Here is a 277-nt window from a genome sequence, read left to right on the forward strand (position 1 = left end):
GCCAGGGGGGAACCAAACCACATCACCGGGACTTATTTCCTCGATCTGACCTCCCCAGCGTTGAACCCGTCCTTTTCCTGCCGTTACGATTAACGTCTGACCCAATGGATGCGTATGCCATGCTGTCCGCGCACCCGGCTCGAACGTAACGCTTGCTCCTGCTACACGAGCAGGATCTGCAGCTTCAAACAGTGGATCAATGCGAACCGTGCCAGTGAAATATTCAAACGGTCCTTTGCCCGAAGGTTGAGACCCGACTTTTCTGATTTCCATTTTT

General features: G+C 53.1%; 1 protein-coding gene. It reads right to left on the reverse strand.

Going from position 1 to position 277, the window contains the following annotated elements; translation table 11 throughout:
- On the reverse strand, nucleotides 1-273 hold a 273-nt coding region (locus KVT27_RS24385; RefSeq protein WP_217582153.1), incomplete at its 3' end, for a cupin domain-containing protein.
- Between the last annotated feature and the right edge of the window lie 4 nt (nucleotides 274-277).

This window comes from Lysinibacillus sp. GbtcB16 (assembly GCF_019091145.1).
GTDB lineage: Bacteria > Bacillota > Bacilli > Bacillales_A > Planococcaceae > Lysinibacillus > Lysinibacillus fusiformis.